The sequence below is a fragment of the Chitinophaga varians genome, from assembly GCF_014529945.1.
GTDB classification, from domain to species: Bacteria; Bacteroidota; Bacteroidia; order Chitinophagales; family Chitinophagaceae; genus Chitinophaga; species Chitinophaga varians.
In genome coordinates this window covers 1,328,177-1,347,444 of the sequence record NZ_JACVFB010000001.1, presented here as the reverse complement: position 1 = coordinate 1,347,444, position 19,268 = coordinate 1,328,177, and the positions used below count along the sequence as shown (strand labels likewise).

The 19,268-nt window shown below is 50.3% G+C and carries 19 protein-coding genes; 15 read left to right on the top strand and 4 right to left on the bottom strand.

Annotated features, from left to right (window positions below):
- The first annotated feature begins 51 nt into the window (after nucleotides 1-51).
- The 6 genes from ICL55_RS04965 to ICL55_RS04940 all read left to right on the top strand — a co-directional run bounded on the left by ICL55_RS04965 (nucleotide 52) and on the right by ICL55_RS04940 (nucleotide 6,626).
- Nucleotides 52-1,032 (top strand): GlxA family transcriptional regulator, encoded by a 981-nt coding sequence (locus ICL55_RS04965; RefSeq protein WP_188094929.1) that lies wholly within the window; start codon nucleotides 52-54, stop codon nucleotides 1,030-1,032.
- A gap of 167 nt (nucleotides 1,033-1,199) precedes the next feature.
- The gene (locus tag ICL55_RS04960) at nucleotides 1,200-2,840 is read left to right on the top strand and encodes a peptide MFS transporter (RefSeq protein ID WP_188094928.1); all 1,641 of its coding nucleotides are present in this window, start codon (nucleotides 1,200-1,202) and stop codon (nucleotides 2,838-2,840) included.
- Nucleotides 2,841-2,998: 158 nt separating this feature from the next.
- On the top strand, nucleotides 2,999-4,270 hold the full coding sequence (locus ICL55_RS04955; RefSeq protein WP_188094927.1) for a M57 family metalloprotease: 1,272 nt from the start codon (nucleotides 2,999-3,001) through the stop codon (nucleotides 4,268-4,270).
- A 104-nt stretch (nucleotides 4,271-4,374) separates the two neighbouring features.
- Entirely contained in the window at nucleotides 4,375-4,881 is a 507-nt protein-coding gene (locus ICL55_RS04950) for a GNAT family N-acetyltransferase (protein WP_188094926.1), read from the top strand.
- 11 nt (nucleotides 4,882-4,892) lie between these two features.
- Complete coding sequence (locus tag ICL55_RS04945) at nucleotides 4,893-5,399, top strand: VOC family protein (protein WP_188094925.1); 507 nt, start codon at nucleotides 4,893-4,895, stop codon at nucleotides 5,397-5,399.
- 150 nt (nucleotides 5,400-5,549) lie between these two features.
- Complete coding sequence (locus tag ICL55_RS04940; RefSeq protein WP_188094924.1) at nucleotides 5,550-6,626, top strand: serine hydrolase domain-containing protein; 1,077 nt, start codon at nucleotides 5,550-5,552, stop codon at nucleotides 6,624-6,626.
- Between the two features lie 5 nt (nucleotides 6,627-6,631).
- Here ICL55_RS04940 and ICL55_RS04935 read toward each other — a convergent pair whose 3' ends face one another.
- The gene (locus ICL55_RS04935) at nucleotides 6,632-6,919 is read right to left on the bottom strand and encodes a putative quinol monooxygenase (protein WP_188094923.1); all 288 of its coding nucleotides are present in this window, start codon (nucleotides 6,917-6,919) and stop codon (nucleotides 6,632-6,634) included.
- Complete coding sequence (locus ICL55_RS04930) at nucleotides 6,916-7,527, bottom strand: NAD(P)H-dependent oxidoreductase (protein WP_188094922.1); 612 nt, start codon at nucleotides 7,525-7,527, stop codon at nucleotides 6,916-6,918. Before ICL55_RS04930 ends, ICL55_RS04935 begins: the two co-directional genes overlap by 4 nt.
- A 255-nt stretch (nucleotides 7,528-7,782) precedes the next feature.
- Between ICL55_RS04930 and ICL55_RS04925 the strand changes: the two genes are divergently transcribed.
- The 8 genes from ICL55_RS04925 (at nucleotide 7,783) to ICL55_RS04890 (ending at nucleotide 15,428) form a co-directional block, all read left to right on the top strand.
- Nucleotides 7,783-8,277 carry a hypothetical protein gene (locus ICL55_RS04925; RefSeq protein ID WP_188094921.1) on the top strand — a complete coding sequence of 165 codons (495 nt, stop codon included), beginning with the start codon at nucleotides 7,783-7,785 and terminating at the stop codon, nucleotides 8,275-8,277.
- Nucleotides 8,278-8,279: 2 nt separating this feature from the next.
- Entirely contained in the window at nucleotides 8,280-9,926 is a 1,647-nt protein-coding gene (locus ICL55_RS04920; protein ID WP_188094920.1) for a GMC oxidoreductase, read from the top strand.
- Between the two features lie 12 nt (nucleotides 9,927-9,938).
- On the top strand, nucleotides 9,939-10,988 hold the full coding sequence (locus ICL55_RS04915; protein ID WP_188094919.1) for a ferritin-like domain-containing protein: 1,050 nt from the start codon (nucleotides 9,939-9,941) through the stop codon (nucleotides 10,986-10,988).
- Between the two features lie 16 nt (nucleotides 10,989-11,004).
- On the top strand, nucleotides 11,005-11,538 hold the full coding sequence (locus tag ICL55_RS04910; protein WP_188094918.1) for a cupin domain-containing protein: 534 nt from the start codon (nucleotides 11,005-11,007) through the stop codon (nucleotides 11,536-11,538).
- 7 nt (nucleotides 11,539-11,545) lie between these two features.
- Nucleotides 11,546-11,944, top strand: a complete 399-nt coding sequence (locus ICL55_RS04905) for a hypothetical protein (RefSeq protein WP_188094917.1) — start codon at nucleotides 11,546-11,548, stop codon at nucleotides 11,942-11,944.
- Between the two features lie 13 nt (nucleotides 11,945-11,957).
- Complete coding sequence (locus ICL55_RS04900; RefSeq protein ID WP_188094916.1) at nucleotides 11,958-13,574, top strand: S8 family peptidase; 1,617 nt, start codon at nucleotides 11,958-11,960, stop codon at nucleotides 13,572-13,574.
- Nucleotides 13,571-14,497, top strand: coding sequence for a S1/P1 nuclease (locus tag ICL55_RS04895; RefSeq protein ID WP_188094915.1), 927 nt, complete (start codon nucleotides 13,571-13,573; stop codon nucleotides 14,495-14,497). The genes ICL55_RS04900 and ICL55_RS04895 overlap by 4 nt, the downstream gene beginning before the upstream one ends.
- A 151-nt stretch (nucleotides 14,498-14,648) precedes the next feature.
- Nucleotides 14,649-15,428: a DUF4846 domain-containing protein gene (locus ICL55_RS04890; RefSeq protein WP_188094914.1), complete on the top strand. Its 780-nt coding sequence runs from the start codon at nucleotides 14,649-14,651 to the stop codon at nucleotides 15,426-15,428.
- Nucleotides 15,429-15,464: 36 nt separating this feature from the next.
- On the opposite strand, the gene ICL55_RS04885 is transcribed toward ICL55_RS04890, so the two are convergent.
- Nucleotides 15,465-16,403, bottom strand: a complete 939-nt coding sequence (locus tag ICL55_RS04885; protein ID WP_188094913.1) for a proline dehydrogenase family protein — start codon at nucleotides 16,401-16,403, stop codon at nucleotides 15,465-15,467.
- A 151-nt stretch (nucleotides 16,404-16,554) separates the two neighbouring features.
- Nucleotides 16,555-18,570: a glycoside hydrolase family 19 protein gene (locus ICL55_RS04880; RefSeq protein ID WP_246496147.1), complete on the bottom strand. Its 2,016-nt coding sequence runs from the start codon at nucleotides 18,568-18,570 to the stop codon at nucleotides 16,555-16,557.
- Between the two features lie 480 nt (nucleotides 18,571-19,050).
- On the opposite strand from ICL55_RS04880, the gene ICL55_RS04875 reads away from it, so the two are divergent.
- A complete protein-coding gene (locus ICL55_RS04875) occupies nucleotides 19,051-19,236 on the top strand; it encodes a hypothetical protein (RefSeq protein ID WP_188094912.1) in 186 nt (61 codons plus the stop codon).
- Nucleotides 19,237-19,268: the final 32 nt, after the last annotated feature.

Below are 19,268 nucleotides of genomic sequence, written 5' to 3'. Positions count from 1 at the left end.
ACAATTGAGGACGGCGAAAACGACAACACCATTGTCATAACAACTGACCATATGAAACACATTTCAATTCTCATACCCAGAGGCCAAAGCAGCCTGGTAAATATCGAGGGAAGCCTTCAAATACTGTCGGAGGTCAACGCCATCCGCGCTGCCAGAGGTGAAGAACCGCTGTTCAACATCCAGCTGGTAGGCCTCTCTCCTAATACCAGCCAGCGCAACGGCCGGTTCACCATCAATCCGGATGCCCTGATCAGCGAGGTACATCAAACAGACCTGATCATCATTCCTTCCCTGCAGGGCGACCAGCAGCGGGCAACGGAAATGAACCTGGAATTTATCCCCTGGATACTGGAGCAACGCCGGCAGGGAGCCGAAATCGCCTGCCTTTGTATCGGCGCCTTTTTTCTGGCGGCCACCGGTTTGTTGAACAACCGCCCCTGCACTACCCACTGGCAACTGGCAGGACAGTTCACCCGGATGTACCCCGAAGCGAAAATGGTGCCCTCCCAGCTGATCACCGACGAAGACGGCCTCTATACCAGCGGCGGCGCCTTTGCCTACCTGAACCTGCTGGTATACCTGATTGAGAAATATGCCGGCCGGGAAATGGCCATCGATATCGCGAAAGGATTCCTCATAGATATAGACCGGAAAAGCCAGTCTCCCTTTATTATTTTCGAAGGACAGAAAACACACGACGACCCGGAAATCAGGATGGCACAGGAGTTCATCGAAGAAAATTACCCGGAGAAAATCACCATCGACTTCCTCGCCAATAAATTTTCTATCGGCCGGCGCAACTTTGAACGGCGGTTCCAGAAATCCACCAACAATACCGTCAATGAATATGTGCAACGGGTAAAAGTAGAAGCCGCCAAACGCCGGCTGGAAACCACCCGTAAAAACATCAGTGAGGTCATGTACGAAGTGGGTTATACCGACACCCAGAGTTTCCGGGAGATATTTAAGCGACTTACCGGCTTAACGCCGGTGGAGTATCGTAACAAGTACAATGAAACTGCAATCGCGTAAGATCTTTTTAGGCAAAACAGCATCCACCGAAATTTATCCTTCTGTATACCGTATTCATCGTGCCAGCAACACGTACTGCGCTGATATTCCCATCTTTTCCCTTATTTTAGCGGTTTGGCAGTGAGCTGTCATGCATAACCTATATCACGTACACCATTTGATTCTACATGAAAAAAGCAAGTAATCATCCGGCAGCATTGCCTTTCCTGTTCCTCTCCGAGATGTGGGAGCGCTTTGGTTTTTATCTGATCCTCGGTATTTTCCAGTTATACCTGACCGACACGGCGAAAGGTGGCTGGGGCATGGACCGTGCTACTGCCGCGGATATCTTCGGCACTTTCATCGCTTTTGTGTACCTGACACCGTTCCTCGGTGGCCTGATCGCCGACCGTAAGCTCGGTTACAGCAAATCCATTATCATCGGCGGGATACTCATGGGCATCGGTTATATGGGGCTGGCAGTACACAATCTCACCGTTTTTTATCTGTCGCTTGCGCTGATCTGTATCGGGAATGGTTTTTTCAAACCGAATATTTCCACCTTACTGGGAAATGTGTACAGTGATGACCGGTACCGCAGCCGGAAAGATACGGGGTACAACATTTTTTACATGGGGATCAACATCGGCGCGTTTATCTGCAACTTCTTTGCTGCCTTCCTGCGTAACACCATCGGTTGGGGCGCGGCCTTTATTGCCGCTGGTATCGGGATGTTCCTCGGCGTATTGATTTTCATCATCGGCATGAAACATTATCGCCATGCCGACGTACGTAAACCTGTACAGGAAGGTGATATGCCGCTGAGCAAGATTTTCTCCGTGGTATTTCTCCCGGCCATCGTAGTAGGTTTGGGCGCCTGGTTCATCCCCGGCAACATCTTCGGTTCCGACTCCACAGATGCGTTCATTTTCGCCTGCATTCCGATTTTATTATTTTTTGTGTCGCTGCTGGTGAAAGCCGATGCGAAAGACCGCAAGCCGCTGTCAGCGCTGCTGGCCATTTTCGCGGTCTCCATTGTGTTCTGGGCCGTATTCAAACAGAACGGTACCGCACTGACCACCTGGGCACAATACTATACCGACAGAGAAATTCCTTCTGCCATTCAGCAGCCGGCACAACGGCTTTATCTGGCTGAAACGGTTGTCAACAAAGCCGATTCAGTGACCGCCTACGACGATGAGTTCAGGGTAATACGGGATGCCGCCGGCAAACCGCAGAAAGTATGGGATAAAGTGCCGTATTTCAAAAACGTGGCACCCGAAAAAATGCCTGCAGCAGGACAAAGTATCAGTCTGTACAACACTGAATTATTCCAGTCTATTAATCCGTTCTTTGTGATCACGCTCACGCCGTTGATCGTGCTTTTCTTCGCCCTGTTGCGGAAAAGAGACAAAGAACCCTCTACGCCGTCTAAAATAGCCTGGGGCCTGCTGATATCCGCGCTGTCTACCCTGATGATGGTGGGCGCCGTATATGTATGCAGCAACGGCGCTATCAAAGCATCGCCCTGGTGGCTGATCGGTTGCTACGGCATCATTACCGTGGGAGAACTGTTCCTGAGCCCGATGGGGTTATCGCTGGTGTCCAAACTGAGTCCGGCACGCATCACGTCGCTGATGATGGGCGGCTGGTTCCTCGCTACTTCTATCGGCAACAAACTCTCCGGTATTCTGGCCACGCTATGGGACAATTATGACAACAAAGCGAATTATTTCCTTGTCAACTTCCTGTTACTGGGAGGTGCGGCCGCGGTGATTTTCCTGATGCTACGCTGGCTGAACAGGATTTTCAAAGAGTCCGTCAGATAACGGAAACGACTATATGTTTTTCAAAGAGCAAAGTGGTTCAATCACTTTGCTCTTTTTTTTATCCAGTGACAAATGCTTTCCGTACTGCGGATATGCAGCCGGGTACCGTCCTAGCTTTGCAGCGATTTCAACTATCCTCTTTACGCAAACCACTTTAAATGAAACCTCGGAAACTCCTATGCAGTCTCATGTTCATCATGACGCTACTTTTCAACTTATCGTGCAAAAAAGAAGCGCAACAGCCCACCAAAGACACCACCGCCGATGTTTCTTCCGGCGCTTTAGACAAGATTAAAAAACTCGGCTTCAGCACCCACGGCGTGGTCCGCAGGGACAGCGGTTATGTGGTGGAAGGCGATATCTTCCTGTCGGATGCAGACCTGAACAAAACCAGGGCTTATGCGCCAACACTGCGCGTCGCCAATGCTGAACAGTATATGACCACGTACGTCGTCAGGAGCCTGCCACGGGTGATCACCGTTTCTGTGGCCAACCTGCCGGCTGTTTACACCACGGCAACAGACATCGCCATTGCCCGTTACAATGCATTGGGGCTGTTGCTCACCTTTCAACGCGTGGCCACCGGCGGTGACATCAGCATCGTTCATGCCAATATGGGCGACGGCGCTTTAGGCTTGTCCGGTTTCCCCGACGTCTATGGCCATCCGTATAACTCTATCCAGCTGAATTCAAATGCCAATGGTTTAGGCTCCAATCCGGACCAGTATTACCTGGCTACCGTGATTGCGCATGAGCTGGGCCACAGCGTCGGCTTCCGGCACACAGACTATTTCAACCGTTCCTTTAGCTGTGGCTGGTCATCCAGTCCTAATGAAGGCGACGGCGGCATCGGCGCTATTCCTATCAATGGTACGCCTGCCAGCGAAGACCCTAACAGCTGGATGCTCGCCTGTATCGGCACCGGCGAAAACAGGCCGTTCAACCCTAACGACGTCACCGCCCTGCGGTTCCTGTATGGACGCAGCAGCGGCACCCAGGTCATCCCCGATGGCACCTACAAAGTGACCAGCCTATCCAGCGGCAAAGTACTGGATGTACACGGCGCCTCTACAGAAGATGGTGGCCGCGTTGTACAATGGGGCTGGAATGGCGGCAATAACCAGCAATGGTCATTTGGCTACATGGGCAACGGATACTATCGTATCATCAGTGTTAACAGCGGCAGATCGCTCGACATCAACAACTACTCCCAGGAAGACGGCACGCCCATTATCCAGTACACCTGGCATGACGGTTTCAACCAGCAATGGCAGATAACTCCCAACGGCGACGGTAGTTTCACCATCCAAAACAGGAACAGCAGAAAAGTACTGGACGTAACCGGCAATTCACCAGATGATGGCGCCAGCATCATCCAGTTTACGCCCAATGGCGGCAACAACCAACGCTGGAGGCTGGAAAAGCTCTAAGCTGAAAAAATGTTTGCTATAAAAAGGAAACCAGCCCTTACTGCTGGTTTCCTTTTTTGTTTTGTATTTTTGATCAATACTTGATCCATAAACATCCCGGAATTATGACACTGGAATTCAGACAAGCAACATCAGCAGATGCAGATCAGATCTGGAACATACTGGAAAAAGCCATCGCCCGCAGGAAGGCCGAAGGAAGTGACCAGTGGCAGGATGGATATCCCAACCCCGCTGTAGTGGCCAACGACATCGAACATGGTTACGGCTTCGTACTGGCCGCCAGGGATAAAATAGCCGGCTATATTGCGTTGCTGATCAACGATGAACCAGCTTATGCGGAGATCAAAGGGACCTGGTTAACCGACGGTGATTTCGTCGTGTACCATCGTGTAGCCATCTCCGATGATTTTCTGGGCCAGGGCCTGGCGCAGCAAATGCTGAAGGCCGTTGAAGACTATGCGGCAAACAACGGCATCAACAGCGTACGGGCAGACACCAACTTCGACAATAAAGGCATGTTGCGTATTTTCGACAAACTGGGCTATACCTATTGTGGCGAGGTTTTCTTCCGTGGCGCAGCACGGCAGGCATTTGAAAAAGTACTGCCTTAACTTAACAACCCATGAAACAGATCAACACCCTTGCAGGACTGGAGCTGGCACAAATTGGCTGGGTAGTTCCGGACATACACGCCGCCGCGGCTTTTCTTACCACCACGTTAGGTATCGCGGGCTTCCCTCCACCGGAGCAGGTGCGTGCGCAGGACCTGGACATGACTTACTACGGCCAGGTGGTGCCCGGCGACTGGCTCACTACACAAACTTATAACGGCGGCACGTTCATTGAGCTGGTGCAGCCGCTTTCCGGTCAGAGCATGTTCCATGATTATCTCAACCAATACCCGGCAGGCGGTACACAACACCTCGCCTTCCGGTTGCCGGTCAGCGGTTTCGAACAAATCACCCGAGAACTGCGCGAACAGGGTTATGAAGTGATCAGTGAGGTGGACCATCCTATTGCCCGGATGGCGTTCTTTGATACCTACCGGACATTAGGCGTAGTCACAGAAATTATGGGCATTACGCCGGCAGGATGGAAAGCCATTGAACAAATGGAGAAGGCCGGGTAAGCATATTGATAGATACGGGAACGCCTGTATTTTTTTGACAGTCGGGAAAATGAGCTATATTTATTACCTAACACCCCCGGCCCTACGTAACGACAGGATCTAACACCATCATTTCCGACACCCTCGTTTGCTATCATAACTCCTTATATCATGAGAAAGCTGGTCTTCCTGGCATCGCTGTTTTTCTGTTTTGGCAATGGCTTCGGACAATCCTCCAGAGCAAGCCTCTTTATTGATTCTTTTGTCACTAAGAATAATTTCAACGGTACCATCCTGCTGGCCAGAAAGAACAAAGCCTGGTATAAAAAAAGTTTTGGCTCCGCCAACTTCCAACAGCAGGTGCCCAACACCGCCGATACCAGGTACAAGATCGCGTCGATTACCAAAGCTTTCACTTCCGTACTGATACTACAGCTCTATGAGCAGGGAAAAATTGATCTAAACAAATCTATCAGCGCTTATTTGCCCGATTATAAAGGAGAGGGCGCCAACAAGGTAACCATCGTACAGCTGCTGAATATGACTTCCGGTATCCATAACATGGATGCTGATCTCACGCTCGAGTCGGCGCTGAAAAGCGGTATGCCGCAGTATTCACTGCCACATACCTCCGATGAAATACTGACATTGTTCAGCAGTGGCAAACTGGAAACCGAGCCGGGCAAGGTATGGGACTACAACAACGCCGATTATATTATTCTCGGGAAGATCATTGAGCGTGTCACCGGCAAAACCTTCGAGGAGCATCTGCAGGCCGCGATCCTGCAACCCCTACAGATGGCCAATACCGGCATCGCCTATCAGCATAAGGTCATCCCCCGCCTTGCTGATACTTATTTCTACCGGGATGATATCAAAGCGATGGTCAATGATCTTCCGGCATTCATGGAAAACTGGTATGCCTCCGGCGCCATGTACTCCACGGTGGATGATATCCTGAAGTTTACAAATGCCCTGTTTGAAAAGAAACTCTTACAACAAACCACCCTTGACCTGATGTTTACCTCCGGATTAAACGAATACGGCTACGGTGTATGGGTATACAAAGATTACGATATTCACCATAAGCACTATACCATCATCAAAAGGCCCGGCTCCATTATGGGTGCGCAGGCCATGCTGTTTCATGTGCTGGAAGAAGGTGCCACGATCATTATCCTCAGCAATACAGCGACAACCAGCCTCGATGAATTTGCGGCGAAGATTGCGTCGCGGATTGTTGAATAACGTTCCTATATTTTACGGGTCAGATGAATCTGAGGTGCCTCCTGTAATTTACCCTGCGCCAAACGGCCGAATTCGAGGATATAAGGTTGCTGGTTGTGCGCGTCCAGTCCTTGCTGGTCTTTCCATATTTCATAGAAGACGAACAGATTTTCGTCTGCCGTTCCCTGGTGAAGGTCATACTGAACATTGGCATCTTCCTTCCTGGTTTCTTTTACCATGTTCTGTAGTACAGCGGCCACCTCGTCGCGGTGTTCCGGCCTGGCTTTAATAGTAGCGATCAAATAAATACTCATGACAATTGTTTTTCAAGGATGATTACTTTTTCCAGATGTTGGAGATAGTCCTGCTGATAGTTTTCTATCCGCTCCTGTGTGGCATTTTTTTCCAGATCGTGAAAATGGAATCCATCTATGTTGTCCATGCCCACAAACTGGTTCATTTTATGAAAACCGAACAGCACTCCGTCATCTACTGACTGCTGATCAAAAAATTCTCCCGGAAGGGTGAATGCCGTGTCTGGCGCATTCCAGGTAGTGGTCACCATGTATTTTTTGCCTTGCATCAGTCCACCTGTCCCATAGTTGATAGCAGGGTTTTTCCGGCTTCTGCCATCGCTGGCATACATGCCGTTCTGATGCCCGGCCGTGAACACTTCATCGATATATTTTTTAAAGCGGTTAGGGACCTGAAACCACCAGATAGGAGTATGATAGATAACGATGTTCGCCCATTTGAAGTTTTCCACTTCCGTCATCGCCTCAAAGTCATTATTAGTATTGCTAATACGATATTCGAAACCTTTCCGGTCAAGAAACCTCATCGTCCAGTCCGCCACAGTGTCGTTAAACTTCCCGCCCGAATGTGCGAAGACTTGTCCTGCGTTGATAATGAATACCTTCATTGTTGTAAATTTTAATTATTAATGATGCAAATTTCCATCACTTTAATACATCATCAAAATAATTTAAATAGTAGTATTCTATCATAAAAATGATACATCCATCAGCAGGAACAACTGGATAAAATCTTCTGCTTAACATTTTAGAAGATGTTTAATCTATAAATTGCCGCCCTTATCAACCCCGCACTATGATCACTGTTCAGCTAAATGCCCCTTTGTCCACTGCTATCCGGCATACTAAAAAACCATTGCAGCATGTCAAAATATAACCTCGAAGCCCGGTACTTCGTACTGGAAAATTTACGTAAGCTGGATGACATGCTGCTGGATACCCTTTGGCAGTTATTTACGCAAATCTGTAAGTTCTGGCAGACGACCGACAAACCGGAAGCGATGAAATCCGACTTTCTGATTTTTATCTCCAATCGTATTGAGATAGATGTAAGATACCTGGCCGAATATGTTAATTACGGAGAGGTGATCCGGGAGTTAACGGATGAACTGGGAGAAGCTGCGGCCTTCCGGCGGTTGTTTACCGATACAGCAGCCAATATCACGCCCGCGTTTACCAACCTGGCCAGGGCCAAGCAACTGGTGGTCAATGAGCTGATCGCCTTAAACCTTGCCCTGGGCGGATTTAAAACCTTCGGCGATCCTACGGTGGCACAAGGCGTGCCCCTCAACTACCCCGGATACATTGGAGGAATGAACCTTCGTGACAATACCCCTTATCGTACTATAGCAGATTAATCATGCAAACAGAAATTGTGGTCATCGGCTCCGGTGTAGCCGCCACCGCCCTGGTAACCAAAATATTGGCCAGCAGGCCTCATACAGCCATTACCGTACTGGAAGCAGGCGGAAAGATCAAGATGCGTGATTTTGCGCTCTATCAAAACTACCTGATCACCAACAAGCTTCCCTTCGACAGCCAGAACATTTATGACTCCTGCCATGACCTGTCTTATCCCGACAGAGACAGGCCCGGAGAAAATAAATTTGAAGGAGATACAGAAATTCCGATGACAGGCGCCCGTGCCTTTCTGTACGGAGGATCTACGGTGCACTGGGGTGGATGGGCTTTTCGTTTAAAACCGGAAGACTTCCACCTGCGCACCAGCCTGGAAAATAAAGGCATCGTTCCGGGAGACGTGATCGACTGGCCGATCGATTACCCCGAAATGGAGCCCTATTACCACGAAGCGGAACACTTCATCGGTGTTTCCGGCGACTCTGAAGACACGACAACGCCCAGGTCCGGAAAGTACCCTTTCCAGGCATTTCCATTTACCCTGGAAGACGGACTTTTTATTGACGCTTTTAAAAAATTCGCCGAACCGGTCAGCTATTCGCATTTGCCAATAGCCCGCTACGGCGATACGCATGCCAATAACAGCCACGGGCCCTGTCATACTACCGGACTATGTAAATACTGTCCGTTTGGAGCGCGGTTTGTGGCGGCCAACAACCTCGACGACCTGGTACAGTCGGCCCGCTATCCGCATCTTCAGGTACTGATGCATGTCATCGCAGATGAAATACTGATGGACAGTAAGTCACATGCTACCGGCGTAAAGTATTTCAACAAAAAGAAAGGCGCCTGGGAAACGGTGGAGGCGACTATTATCATCAATGCTGCCGGCGCTATCGAAGGCCCCAAACTACTACAGCGCTCCGCCCTCAACTGGTGGAAAAACGGGATTGGCAATGATAATGATCTGGTAGGCAGGTTCCTTATTTCGCACCCTTACTTTTTTTTCAAAGCGGTATTGCCCGGTAACCCGCAAATGCTTCAGCCGGAAATGGGGTTCCCCACCCTGGTGTCCCGTCACTACGACAGTCCGGCGGAACAGCACAAGGGAAAATTTGTGCTCATCAACCCGCCTACTTCTCCCAAAGTGAACCTGGTACGCTCCGTTACCAGCGGCAAAACCAGAGCGGACATCATACAATCCATTCAAACCAATACCACGGTACAGTTACAGGGCATGGTGGAAGTTTTCAGCGACCGCAGGAACCGCGTGGAAAACACAGAGAAGAAAAACAGGTTTGGCATGAAAGAGACCAAAATAACGTTCTCCAAAAGCAAGGATTTTGATAACAGGATGCAGGAAGTGAGCGCCATCGCCGAGACTATCTTCGGTCATATGAACGCCGTAAGCCCCGGTATTGAAAACCCTATCTCCTGGCGGGCCGACCACGCCGCCTGTACCACCAGAATGAGCCTTACGCCTGAAGACGGCGTAGTGGACCGCGACCTGAGAGTACACGGCACTTCCAACATATACATGTGTTCCAACGCCGTCTTCTCTTCACTGGGCGCTGTCAACCCCACCCTCACCCTTACCGCCCTGTCTTTAAGATTGGGCAGTCATCTGTTAAATCAATTAAAAGATTAGGTATCCTTCTATATGAATCTGCAAGATCAACTGTTACCAGTCAAAGAGAAGCTGCAAAAAGCGATAGAGCTGGAACTGGCCACCATCCCTCCATACCTGACGGCTTTATTCAGTATTCGCCCCGGCACCAATGCCATGGCCGCTTCGATCATCAGAAGCGTGGTCATGGAAGAAATGCTGCACCTGCTGCTGGCAGGCAATCTGCTTTCCGCCGTAGGCGGCAGTGTGAAACTGGGGAAAAACAATATCCCCGTATATCCTGTTCAGATGGAATTTCAGGGGAAGCAGTTTAAAAACAGGCAATTCGATATACACCTGGCCGCTTTCAGCGAAGATACGATCAGCGTTTTCCTTCAGATAGAACTGCCAGACGGCTGGGGTGTCCCGCAACTCGAATTTGACAAGATCACCGTGCCCGGCTTCACTATCGGAGAGTTTTACCGGGGCATCAAAGATGATCTCGCGCATCTCTGCAATACCTACGGAGAACAAAATGTCTTCACCGGCAAAAAAGAGCACCAGGTATCAGAAGAATATTTCTGGCGTGGCGGCGGTACACCGATCATCATTGCCAATCTTGCTACGGCAGCTGCTGCGATAGACCTCATTATTGAACAGGGCGAAGGCACTACCGAACCTATTGCCGTGAAAGCCTTTAGTTTTGCCGCTACCGATGAGGTGCCGCATTATTTCCGTTTCAATGAAATCTATCATGGCCGGTTATACTCCCAACAGGATGATCCTCATCTCCCTCCTACCGGCGCTGTCATAGATATCGACTACCAGGCTGTTTTCCCCATTAAAACCAGTTGTAAAAGCAGTGATCTCCGGCAGTTTCCTGAGTTGGACTATCTCAACAATCTGTTTAATAACAATTATGCTACCATGCTCTCCCAGCTGGAAGAGGGTTTCAATGGTAATCCGGCTGCTTTTTATACCGCCATCCTGAATGGCATGCATAAGTTATCGCCCCTGGCTTACAACCTTGTACAGCTGCCTATTCCCGGCGACCCCAAAGGGCGGCATGCAGCCCCCAGTTTCGAATGGCATCGTGATGTTTAATAGTAATCTACCACTTATGAATAAAATCTACCGTATTGAAAATGGGGTGGTCGTTCCTGACGGCACCACTGTTTATGAAATCATTGGCCCGGTACAATCCAAACTGGCGAAGCTTCCCATCATCGATGCCGAGAGCCTTGCCTACGGAGAGCTGGACCCCGGCGAAAAATCACATGTCCATGTCCACCCTGTCATCACGCATCTCACCTGGGTGGTGTCCGGCACCCTCACCGTAGGCATGAAAGATGCTGCCAGCAAGGATATGTATTACATAGAAGTAAAGGAAAGGGAAACTGTTTTGACACAGCCCGGCACCTTTTTTCAGTTGATCAACAACAGCGACAAACAATGTCAGGTGTTATACATCGTGGCGCCAGCCTTCATTTTTGAAGTGAATGAACAAGGCGAGGTGTTATACAACGACCAGATAGTGCTGGACCTGAGCTGGGACCAGCTCAGGCAACAAAACTGGCAGGTCCCCGAACTACAGGATATGGGAAAAATTATCGCTGCCCGAGAGGCATCATTACAACGGTTAAAACAACAATAATCGACCTATGGGAAGCATGATAGAAATCAATGATACGCTGGTCATCTCCACAGAGCAAGGGTTTCCGGACAGCGTTCTTCAATTGGAAAAACATCTTAAAGAGCCGATCAGGTTTGACCAGGTAAGCGGAAAGATCTTTTCTTTTTACAAAAAAGAGCGGGCGAGGATTTACCAGAGCGACCCTGTGCGGGTATACCTGGTACAGTATATCAACGGGAAATGGTTGTTCTGGGGAAAGATATACATACAATCGCAGAGCATCAACAAAAAGCTGGACGCACAGGGCAACTGGAAAACAGACGACTGGGAAACCAGTGGCACTTTTATCATCACCGATTTATACGAACCTGCATATCAGCAGGAGTTTACCAAAAGAGAGTCTCCCGCAGGCAAAAGTTATTTCTAAGCAAACAGCAGTTATGGATTCCTTTATTTTAAAAAGAGGTAATACGACCATCCAGCTGGAAAAAAGTGAAGACCAGATAGCGCTGCGGCCGGAGAAAACGACGGACCTGGCAGCCGCCATGCCAGCGCTGGGAGGCGATATGGAATGGTCTGACACCAACAAAAAGCTGGGCGGTTTTCATCTCATCAATATCAAAGGCGCTGAAAATATTGACAGAACGCTGGACCAGTTGCGCGAACATGAGCTGATAGCCACGGGCTCTCATGTCTATCATACGCCCCAAAGTCAGGTACCTTATGTCCCTACCGGTAAGCTCACGTTACGCTTTACCCCTGGCACCAGCGATACCGTCAAACAGGCCATCCTGGACGCCTACAAGCTGATGGTGGTAGCATCCAGGGTAAAGGAAAATCCGGCCGGAGGCAAGCAGGAAACGTTTATCGTCGCTGTTACGCCGGACTCTATGAACCCCTTGAAGGTGGCTTATGAGTTGCAGCATCACGACAACATCCTGCTGGCAGAACCGGACCTCTCTACCCCGGGGAAACTGGCCCAGTTTGCCCTGCCGGGCGATCCTCTTTTTAAGGAACAGTGGCACCTGCAAAATTCAGGCGTCCAATTTGGCAGCAGTCTGGGGCTCAAAGCAGGCGCAGATGCACGGGTGGTGGAAGCCTGGCAGAAAATGCAATCGCTGGGAAGCCCCGACTGCATTATTGCCGTCATCGACGACGGATTTGATCTCACACATCCTGACCTCGGCGGTAACGGAAAGATCGTGGCCCCATGGGATTTCCAGACACAGTCGCCCGACCCTTCCCCCCGAAAGAAAACGCCATTTGATGGCGACTATCACGGTACCGCCTGTGCCGGCCTGGCACTGGGCAACAGCAATAACGAAGGTATCACCGGCGTGGCGCCCTCCTGCCGGCTGATGCCCATCCGATGGAACGAAAACATCAATGATGACAACATAGAAGCATGGTTTAACTATGCCGCCCAAAACGGCGCCTGGGTGATCAATTGCAGCTGGGGCGCCTCTCCCGCCTACTACGTCTTATCCACCAGGCAGCTGGAAGTGATCGAAGACTGTGCCCGCAACGGTCGCAACGGACTCGGTTGTGTCATCATTTTCGCAGCCGGCAATGCTAACACCAATATCAACGATCCTGCGCACGAATCCGTCAACGGCTTCGCCATCCATCCGGACGTGATCGCCGTAGCGGCGTCCACCAGCAGAGACGAACGGGCTGGTTATTCAAATTATGGCAGGGAAATATCGGTGTGCGCCCCTACCGACGGGCAGGGAGGCCGCGGCCTGCTGACCACCGACGTGAGAGGCACTTTTACATTCCAGGGTATTGAATATGCTGCCGGTTATGACGCCGGCGACTATACGAAAATATTTGGCGGCACCTCCGGCGCCGCTCCTGTAGTAGCCGGGGTATGCGCGCTGATGTTGTCCCACAACCCGCGGCTGAAAGCTGCCGACGTAAAACAGATCCTGCAACTGTCATCACGCCGTATCGGCAACGCTGCCGACTATACGAACGGTCATTCCGAATATTATGGTTACGGCTGCGTGAATGCAGCCGCCGCTATCGATATCACCTCAAACCACCCCTACACATGAATCCAAAATCAAACGCCCCCACCCCAACTGTCACTGTAACGCACGCCCCCCAGGAACTGTGGGGCCCTGTCAGGCATAAATTTATCGCGATGGAAGCCGACAAACTACTGGCGCCGCAAGCCAGAAAAGCGGTCAGCGACCTGCTGGCGCCCATCGGCCAAAGCAGCCTTGCCGAAATAGCCACCTGGGCGGATGAAATAAAAGGCAACGCTCCCGATGATGTCGAAACCACGCAGTTTCTGAAGGACTTCCCTAATATGGTCCACAAACACTGGCATTTTGTAGACTTGCCGCTGGATGTTACCAGCTACGACCGCCAGCAATACGCTGCTTTCACCAGCGAAACAGACGTCGTGCAAATGATTGCGAAATCGGTAGACGTGCTGCAGGGCAACTCCCGGATGATGAGCCCCATCAATGCCCTGCGCTGGCTGACACACCTGGTCGGCGACCTGCACCAGCCCCTGCACGTGGCCTGTAGTTATATTGATCATGACCCGGACCCCACCCTGGTCACCGATCCGGCACTCATCGTAGAAAAGGGATTGACGCAGCAAAGTGACCAGGGCGGCAATGCGCTGTTGCTACCGCTCGCACACGATACTACGCTTCATGCCTATTGGGACTCACTAATCCCTTCCATAACACCTGCGGCTGCCGCCGACGCCTTACATCCTTCCTCAACAGATGCGCCGGCAGGACCGCCCCGCTTATGGGCCGAATCCTGGGCGATGGACTCCGTAAAAAAAAGCAGGCAGGCCTATCAATCTTTACAAATCACAGAAAAGGCCGATAAAAAATTTCGTGTCTCCTGGGAAGGAGAAAAAGCGTACAACGATCGCTGCGCACCATTAGTCGGTGAACAATTGATGCTTGGCTCCAAACGTCTGGCTTTGTTAGTCAATACACTATTTGCCGGATAACTTCTTTCAGAAAACCCACTATTAAAACAGAAGACCTGCGATCAGCGCGGGTCTTCTGTCTGTCAAACGGTCTTCATACCATCAATAAAGGCTCCGGACAATCAGGCGTTATGGAATCTTGTGCAGTTTGCATCTTCCTGGAAACGTAAATATGAAATCATCCATTTTGATACTGTTGGTTATCGGATCTGCCATTACCGCTTACGGCCAACAGAAGGTTGCTGATATCCCATTGCCCACAGGATATGCACGGATAGCACAGGAGCGGAAATCCTTTGGAGAATGGCTACGGAATTGCACCCTAAAATCAGACAAAACTGTATATCTGTATAATGGCTCCCCTAAAAAAAATCAGCAGGCACAATATGCAGTGCTCGATATGCCTATAGGAGAAAAGAACCTACAGCAGTGCGCCGATGCTGTGATTCGCCTGCGGGCAGAATACCTGTACAACAAAGGCCCGGTTGCAGCAATTGCCTTCCGGGCGACAGACGGCACACGAATCGACTTAGCCGGCTGGCTGAACGGAGACCGCTTTGTACTACAGCAGGGGAAACTGCTGCGGAAGCGTATCGCAGCACCAGGACAAGGCAGAGCTTTGTTTGAAAAATACCTGGAAACGGTGTTCATGTATGCTGGTACGGTTTCTCTCAGTCGCGAACTATCGAACGTCCAGGCAACACAAAACATAAAACCAGGAGATGTCTTTATTCAGGGGGGCTCTCCCGGCCACGCGGTTATAGTGATGGACGTAGCGCAGCATCGCTCTGGCAAAAGGATCTTCCTGCTCGCCCAAAGCTATATGCCCGCGCAAGACATCCATATACTTAAAAACCCCGCTTCCGGTATGCCCTGGTATGATGCAGACTTCGGCAGCAGGCTAAATACTCCTGAATGGGTATTTAACACTGGTTCTCTCAAGCAATGGTAAATATTAGGTAAAAAGTCCGGGAGCAATTCATTCGGGTCAACTAACGATATCGTTCAATGCCCGGAAAATATTCAAAGGATATTCTGCCAGCCGGTTGCATAAATAGAGGTACCACTCTTTCCCATAAACGAAATACAACTTCGCCGGATACCCTTCTTCTTTTAATTTCTCCAGCTGTTCGGTCTGAATACCATACAGGCTCTCGAATTCGTATTTGTCTTTATCCGGGTTATATTGTTGGACCAATGTTTTGGCCTGCTGTTGTACCTCGTGATGGTGCGTGGCTATGGAACACAGATGACCTTCCGACAACAGTTGGCCCACATACCCAAGATACGCCTCATCCAGTTGTGCTCCCCTCGGCATGGAAACGCCGGGTGCTGTTTCAAATGCGCCTTTGACAATCCTGATCCTTCCGGGTTCTTTTATCAGTTCTTTAAAATCATCTTTCGAACGGTAAAGATACGCCTGCATGGTAATGCCCACGCCGTTGTATTCCTTCACCGCACGCTTGTAAGTATTCATAATAGCGTCTGTCCGTTCGGTCCCTTCCGCACTGATAATCACCTCAGTCCCACTCCGGGCGGCTTCCGAACAAATGGCCATCAGGTTGTTAAAACAAAGGTCTTCGGACACCGCCAGTCCAATATGGGAAAGGTCCAGCGAAACAGTTGAATACAATTTCCCGTTGCTGATTTCCTGACATATCCGGATAAACTCGTTGGTGGCAAGCATCGCCTCCTGCTCGTTCCGGGTGCTTTCGCCCATAAATTCCACGGAGCATTTAAATCCGAGTTGGTTCTGCTGAATCACCTTAGTCAGTGTTTCCTCCAGTGTTTCGCCTCCGATGTATCTGTCGGCCGCCTTTTTTAATACGTTAAACAACACCTCGTTCTCCAGAATAAATTCCTTGGCCTGTTCATTCAGCGCCGCTTTCTTCAGGGCTGCTGATCCTATACTTAATAACTTATCCATTGGTTTCACGTTTTATGGACTAAATGTAAGGATTATGCGAAGACATTTCACCAGGAGATAAGTGTTCTTTGAATGAAAGCCGGCAGCCCCGCATACAGCACCCTTCCGGGAAGGTGTGCTGTATGCAGGGCTGCTAATTACTATATCGGGTTTAATTTTTTATAAACGTCACGGCACTGTTCCTGTTGCTGCCGTCGCCACTGATCTGCAATATCCATACGCCCGCAGGAAGACGGCTTACATCCAGCTGGACGGTATGGGAGCCATCATGAGCAGCTTCGTAGTATACCTGCTGCATGCGCTGTAAGGTAGTGTTGTGGAGAATCGACAGGTAGAACTTCCCTCCTGCCGGAGCAGCGAATTTGACGTTCAGTACATTGCCGCCAACAGGATTGGGATACACCACGGTGGTGCTAACAGCCTGACTGATAGCTGCTGTGCTGCCACAATCGCGGACGTAAGTCCAGGGCTGTCCGGCTCCGCTGTTCTGGTCCGGCGGATTGTTTTGTGTCCACCAGTTGGCCTTGTAGATTTTTCGTTTATAGACGGCCTGGTTGCCGGCGGCATAGGCTTTGGACGACAACCATTCGGCGATACCGCCACAGCCGGTGTCAGTCCGGGGACCGCCGGTACAGGCGCCCAGCAGCTCCCAGGTGTCGCTGCTGCCCGGAACGCTGGCACTGCCAGCCCACCACTTATTACGGTAGATATTATTGTTGTAGAGCACAATATTTCCGGCGGCGGTGTAGTTCTGGGAAGCCTGCCACTGGGGAAGATTAGCGCAACCTTCAAAGGTATTGCTGTTCCATACGGCAAAGCTCACCGTAGAGGAGACGGTGTCCAGGCCATTTCGTATACCCCTGGCCGTAGCCGTATACTTGTTATATCCCGGCGGTGTCCATTGTATAACAGAGTCATTGAAAAGCTGTCCGTTAACGATGATCTGAATTTTACTGATTTCATTACGGGGATCGTTTTTGGCAACGGCCACAGTAACGGGGCCCAGTGATGTAGTGGAGAGGATTCCATTGGCGGGTTGTACGAAACGGATAGATGTAAGGCTGGCACATTCCCCGTTGTCGACGGTGAATCTGGACATATTGGCGCATCCACAGTTGGCGGTATTATTACCACCGTTCAATTCCAGGCTTACCTGTTTGATGGTGGCATAGCGTTGGAAGTGGGCGATGCGGCTGAGTACTTTGGCATTTTCCTGGCCGCTGCCACATTCAATACCACCGTTAATGATATTGACGGTGGCGCCGAATCCCGGCTTGATACCAGCAGCCTGTTGGGCAGGCGTGGGCGTCCATTTGCCGGGGACCATTACATCGTGGCAGGACGGCTTGGGATACTGGGGCGCCATCCAGAACCAGAGACCGGTTTCAAAAGCGATGACGCCATCCTGTATTACCTTTTCCGGATTGGCCAGCAACACATTTTTGTCGCCGAAAATCAGTTCACTGGCCTGGCCATAGTTGTAGTTGTAACTAAGCTGGATGGGGCCTCTGCCATGATACGATTTCCCCGGTGCGGGAGGGTATATGGTGTTGGTCTCATCCCGGTAACCGATGTTGTTGGTGCCTTCGTAGCCTTGTTCTTCCCGGAAATACAATCCCCAGGCGTATTGCCCGCCGGGTGCTGTGGGCCAGCCACCGGTTGTTTCCTGGGAGATGTTGGCCAGAAAGGCTACCAGCTCCCTTTTCCGGGCATTGGTATCGCCTTCGCCCGCGTAGGTGCCATAGTCCAGTACCTGTGTAACAATGGCCAGGCCATTCCAGGTAGGATCATTAAAACCGGGATCGGTCCTGATCACCGTGGTAGCGCCGGTAGTCTTGTCGGTACGGGTGATCCGGTAATAATCAGTACCACAGCGCCTTTCCAGCAGCACTTTGATGTTGGACATCCGTCGCACCGCTTCCACGAAGTTGGCATAGGAGTAGAAGTCCTTAGCCGGGCTGGTAGGCAATGTTCCGGCACCGGTACGGTCGTCCGGATTAAAACGGTGAGGAAACATGACATCCCATTCCGCACTGCTGATCAGTGTGGATACAGATGTGTCTACGACTAACGGCGTGCCCGCCGGATTTGCCGGCCTGCCGGCTGATGCACGTGACCAGCTTAACAGGCATAGTAATACAATCGTAATCAGAGGGGGGATTTTCATAACTAGCTTGTTTGAAGAGTGGGAAAATGATCATTAAACTACAACCCCACATTGCTACAATACAGCAGCTATGCCCCGAAAGTATAACCGTTACCGATATACTAAAAATTATCATGATCACTGCAACGACAGGGCCATTGGGCTTTACCAGCCACAAAATGCAACCGATAATTATTTGTGACCGGCGAAAAAAAAATTTCCGCATAAAATAATTCGTACTTATAACAAAAGCCGCACAACCTATCGGGGGTATTCAGTTGAGGCTACATTTAGTTGTAAAAGGCCGACAATTTGAGGCGCCTGATGGATTTTAGATCAGACTTTTATTATCTTTATAAAGATGAACTTTTCCTCTGTAGCAGCGTCTGAGACCCAATTGCAGTAAACAATTCCAATTTCAGCATAGTCAATTCAAATCGCCCATGGCGTGGCCATCCTGGCCAAAGACAGGGCACCATCATCTTTTAAATCCTCAATGTTATGAAAAAGAAAAACCCGCAGTACCCAAAACTCACCCTGAACAAAAAAACAGTCGGTGTATTATTACAGGAGCCAGGCAACATGCTGGCTGACAACCAGCTCGCAGCGTTAAAGGGCGGTCGCCTTACCACTATCGGAAGGACCTGCATTCCCCTGACCTTCGGACCTGGATGTGACATTCACTAAAAAGCAGTGCCATAAAACAGCAAAGCGGCATC

Excerpts from the sequence above, each read along its gene's own strand:
- ICL55_RS04965 (WP_188094929.1), top strand. The coding sequence starts at position 52 with ATGAAACACATTTCAATTCTCATACCCAGAGGCCAAAGCAGCCTGGTA.
- ICL55_RS04960 (WP_188094928.1), top strand. The coding sequence starts at position 1,200 with ATGAAAAAAGCAAGTAATCATCCGGCAGCATTGCCTTTCCTGTTCCTC.
- ICL55_RS04955 (WP_188094927.1), top strand. The coding sequence starts at position 2,999 with ATGAAACCTCGGAAACTCCTATGCAGTCTCATGTTCATCATGACGCTA.
- ICL55_RS04950 (WP_188094926.1), top strand. The coding sequence starts at position 4,375 with ATGACACTGGAATTCAGACAAGCAACATCAGCAGATGCAGATCAGATC.
- ICL55_RS04945 (WP_188094925.1), top strand. The coding sequence starts at position 4,893 with ATGAAACAGATCAACACCCTTGCAGGACTGGAGCTGGCACAAATTGGC.
- ICL55_RS04940 (WP_188094924.1), top strand. The coding sequence starts at position 5,550 with ATGAGAAAGCTGGTCTTCCTGGCATCGCTGTTTTTCTGTTTTGGCAAT.
- ICL55_RS04935 (WP_188094923.1), bottom strand. The coding sequence starts at position 6,919 with ATGAGTATTTATTTGATCGCTACTATTAAAGCCAGGCCGGAACACCGC.
- ICL55_RS04930 (WP_188094922.1), bottom strand. The coding sequence starts at position 7,527 with ATGAAGGTATTCATTATCAACGCAGGACAAGTCTTCGCACATTCGGGC.
- ICL55_RS04925 (WP_188094921.1), top strand. The coding sequence starts at position 7,783 with ATGTCAAAATATAACCTCGAAGCCCGGTACTTCGTACTGGAAAATTTA.
- ICL55_RS04920 (WP_188094920.1), top strand. The coding sequence starts at position 8,280 with ATGCAAACAGAAATTGTGGTCATCGGCTCCGGTGTAGCCGCCACCGCC.
- ICL55_RS04915 (WP_188094919.1), top strand. The coding sequence starts at position 9,939 with ATGAATCTGCAAGATCAACTGTTACCAGTCAAAGAGAAGCTGCAAAAA.
- ICL55_RS04910 (WP_188094918.1), top strand. The coding sequence starts at position 11,005 with ATGAATAAAATCTACCGTATTGAAAATGGGGTGGTCGTTCCTGACGGC.
- ICL55_RS04905 (WP_188094917.1), top strand. The coding sequence starts at position 11,546 with ATGGGAAGCATGATAGAAATCAATGATACGCTGGTCATCTCCACAGAG.
- ICL55_RS04900 (WP_188094916.1), top strand. The coding sequence starts at position 11,958 with ATGGATTCCTTTATTTTAAAAAGAGGTAATACGACCATCCAGCTGGAA.
- ICL55_RS04895 (WP_188094915.1), top strand. The coding sequence starts at position 13,571 with ATGAATCCAAAATCAAACGCCCCCACCCCAACTGTCACTGTAACGCAC.
- ICL55_RS04890 (WP_188094914.1), top strand. The coding sequence starts at position 14,649 with ATGAAATCATCCATTTTGATACTGTTGGTTATCGGATCTGCCATTACC.
- ICL55_RS04885 (WP_188094913.1), bottom strand. The coding sequence starts at position 16,403 with ATGGATAAGTTATTAAGTATAGGATCAGCAGCCCTGAAGAAAGCGGCG.
- ICL55_RS04880 (WP_246496147.1), bottom strand. The coding sequence starts at position 18,570 with ATGAAAATCCCCCCTCTGATTACGATTGTATTACTATGCCTGTTAAGC.
- ICL55_RS04875 (WP_188094912.1), top strand. The coding sequence starts at position 19,051 with ATGAAAAAGAAAAACCCGCAGTACCCAAAACTCACCCTGAACAAAAAA.